This is a genomic window from Micromonospora arida, assembly GCF_003857035.1.
Classification (GTDB): domain Bacteria; phylum Actinomycetota; class Actinomycetes; order Mycobacteriales; family Micromonosporaceae; genus Micromonospora; species Micromonospora arida.
The window spans coordinates 1-2,826 of the sequence record NZ_QGSY01000021.1 but is presented as its reverse complement, the minus strand read 5'-3'; the positions used below and the strand labels follow the sequence as shown (position 1 = coordinate 2,826).

The following is a 2,826-nucleotide window of genomic DNA, read 5'->3' as shown; positions in this document are numbered from 1 at the left end:
GGTTAGGGGAGGAGGGGGTGGAGGACTACGTTTTCTTCTCGGCCTGGGCCTACGCCTACGACGCTCACCCTCGTGTTGCAGAGTTCTTCGACCCTCGCGATGTAGCGGCGGGCGTTCTCCGGGAGGTCGTCGATGGTGCGGGCCTTGGTGATGTCCTCCCACCAGCCGTCGAGTTCCTCGAAGACGGGCTTGGCGTGGTGGAAGTCCGTCTGGCTCATCGGCATGTCGTCGACCCGGACGCCGTTGATCTCGTAGCCGACGCAGATCGGCACCTTGGGCAGGCCGGTGAGCACATCCAGCTTGGTGATGACCAGGTCGGTGACGCCGTTGAGGCGGCAGGCGTACCGGGCGACGACCGCGTCGAACCACCCGCACCGGCGCTCCCGCCCGGTGGTGGTGCCGTACTCCGCGCCGATCTTGCGAAGGTGGTCACCGTTGGCGTCGAACAGCTCGGTCGGGAACGGACCGGCACCCACCCGGGTGGTGTACGCCTTGCTCACCGCGATGACCTTGTTGATCGCGGTCGGCGGGATGCCCGCGCCCACGCAGGCACCACCGGCCGTCGGGTTGGACGAGGTCACGAAGGGGTAGGTGCCGTGGTCCATGTCGAGCATGGTGGCCTGGGCGCCTTCCAGCAGCACCGTCTCGCCCCGGTCCAGGGCGTCCCAGAGCATCGCCCGGGTCTCCGCGATGTACGGCTTGAGCCGCTCCGCGTACGCCAGGTACTCCTCGACGGTCGCCTCGAGGTCGATCGCCTTGCGGTTGTAGACCTTGAACAGGATCTGGTTCTTCTCGCGCAGCGCGAGTTCCAGCTTCTTGCGCAGGATGCCCGGGTCGAGCAGGTCCTGGAGGCGGATGCCGATCCGGGCGACCTTGTCGCCGTACGCCGGGCCGATGCCGCGGCCGGTGGTGCCGATCCGGGACGAGCCGAGGTAGCGCTCGATGACCCGGTCCAGCGCCCGGTGGTGCGGCATGATCAGGTGCGCGTCACCGGAGATCCGCAGCCGGGACACGTCGACGCCGCGCTCCGCCAGACCGTCGATCTCGGCGAGCAGCACCTTCGGGTCGACCACCACACCGTTGCCGATGACGATCATCGCGTCCGGCGAGAGCGCGCCGGACGGCATCAGGTGCAGCGCGTACTTCTGGCCGTCCGGGGTGATCACCGTGTGCCCGGCGTTGTTGCCGCCGGAGTAGCGCACGACGTAGTCGACCCGCTCACCCAGCAGGTCGGTAACCTTGCCCTTGCCCTCGTCGCCCCACTGAGCGCCGAGGAGCACGATCGCTGGCATCTTTTCCGCCTCCAGAAGGCTCGGGTGCCAGGTGGCGACCGCTCGGCGAGCCCGGGGTGTCAGGTTAACAAGTAGTGACGGCGTGGCCGGCAGGGGTCGCGTCGAGAGGCAGGAGGCTCCTTCCGTGTACGACGTGGTGCTGCTCACCCTCGGCTCGGAGCGGGACGCTCCCGGGGGCTGTGGCAGCGGCGGGGCCTGCTGCGGCGGCGCGGCCGGGGCCGACACCGCCCCGACGAGCCAGACCGACACCGACCAGACCAGCACCGGCCAGGCCAGCAGCGGCCAGGCCGACACCGGCCAGACCAACACCGGCCAAGCCAGCAGCGGCCAGACCAGCACCGATCAGACCAACACCGGCCAGACCGACACCGGCCGGACCGCCGCAGAGCAGTGCGCGACGGAGCGGCCACGGGTGCCGGTGCTGGCCTGCGCCGACGCGCTGAACGCCCGGGGCGCCCGGGTGGAGACGATCACCGCCCGCTCCGACGCCGAGATCGACGCGGTGCTGGCCCGGCTCGACGGCCCGGCCCACCCGGACGGCCTCACCTGGCCGGACCCGGACAGCAAGACCCGGCTGGTCGTCGCCACGGCCAGCGACGGGCAGTTGCGCGCCGTGCTGCGCCGGCTGGTCAAGCGGTACGCCCCGGCGCCGAGCAAGCGTCCGGCGGATCTGCCCGGCAACCGGACCCTGCCCGACCTGCCGCCGGTGGCCGTACTCCCGCTCGACCCGGCCCGTGGCGACGCCCACCGGGACCTGGCCGCGCAGCTCGGGCTGCCCCGTGACCCGGCGGCGGTGGCCGCCGCGGTGCTGGACGGCACGCCGCGCCGGCTGGACCTGCTGCGCAACGACGGCGGCTCGGTGACCCTGGACGGCGCGCTCCTCGGCGCGGCCGACGACGCCGGCCGGCCACTGCACTGGCGCGCCCGGGTGGAGGTCGACGACACCATCCTCTCCGACGGTGCGGAACCGCTGCTGGCCTGCGCGGTCGGCAACGCCGGCGGGTACGCGACGCTCAACGACGTGGCGCTGCTGACCGCGCCGGACCCGGCCGACGGCCAGGTCGAGGTCGCGGTGGCCGTGCCGGTGGTCGTCCGCTCGGCGTGGGGGCGCAAGCGGGTACGCCTCGAAGTCCGGCGGGCCCGTGGGCGGGCGGTGTCGGTGCTGCCCAGGGAGGGCAAGGTGCCGTACCTCGACGATGGTGTCGAGGGCGAGCTGACCCGTAAGCGTTCCTGGTGGGTCGAGCCGGGCGCCTGGGCGGTCTGGTCGATCTGACCTCGACCGGCACCGACCGGCCGACCTGCCTGCGCCGATCGGCCCTGCTGGGCGATTGGGCCTATCCTCGCAGGAGGACTGGGGAGGGCCGTAATGGACGAGAACGCCGACCGGGCGCAGGTGCCCGGCCAGCAGCCGGTGCCGGAGCGGGACGTCGAACCACTCTGGCCGCCAGATCCGGGCGACCGGGGCGCGGTGCCGCCGTGGGCTGCGGTCGCCGAGCAGCGGGGTGGGCCGTCGTCGGTCACGCCACCGGTCACG

2 protein-coding genes are annotated in these 2,826 nt (G+C 72.4%); one reads left to right on the top strand and one right to left on the bottom strand.

Going from position 1 to position 2,826, the window contains the following annotated elements:
• Window positions 1-2: 2 nt before the first annotated feature.
• Window positions 3-1,292 (bottom strand): adenylosuccinate synthase, encoded by a 1,290-nt coding sequence (locus DLJ58_RS00160; protein WP_124853304.1) that lies wholly within the window; start codon window positions 1,290-1,292, stop codon window positions 3-5.
• 124 nt (window positions 1,293-1,416) lie between these two features.
• On the opposite strand from DLJ58_RS00160, the gene DLJ58_RS00155 reads away from it, so the two are divergent.
• Window positions 1,417-2,565: a diacylglycerol kinase family protein gene (locus DLJ58_RS00155; RefSeq protein ID WP_124853303.1), complete on the top strand. Its 1,149-nt coding sequence runs from the start codon at window positions 1,417-1,419 to the stop codon at window positions 2,563-2,565.
• Window positions 2,566-2,826: the final 261 nt, after the last annotated feature.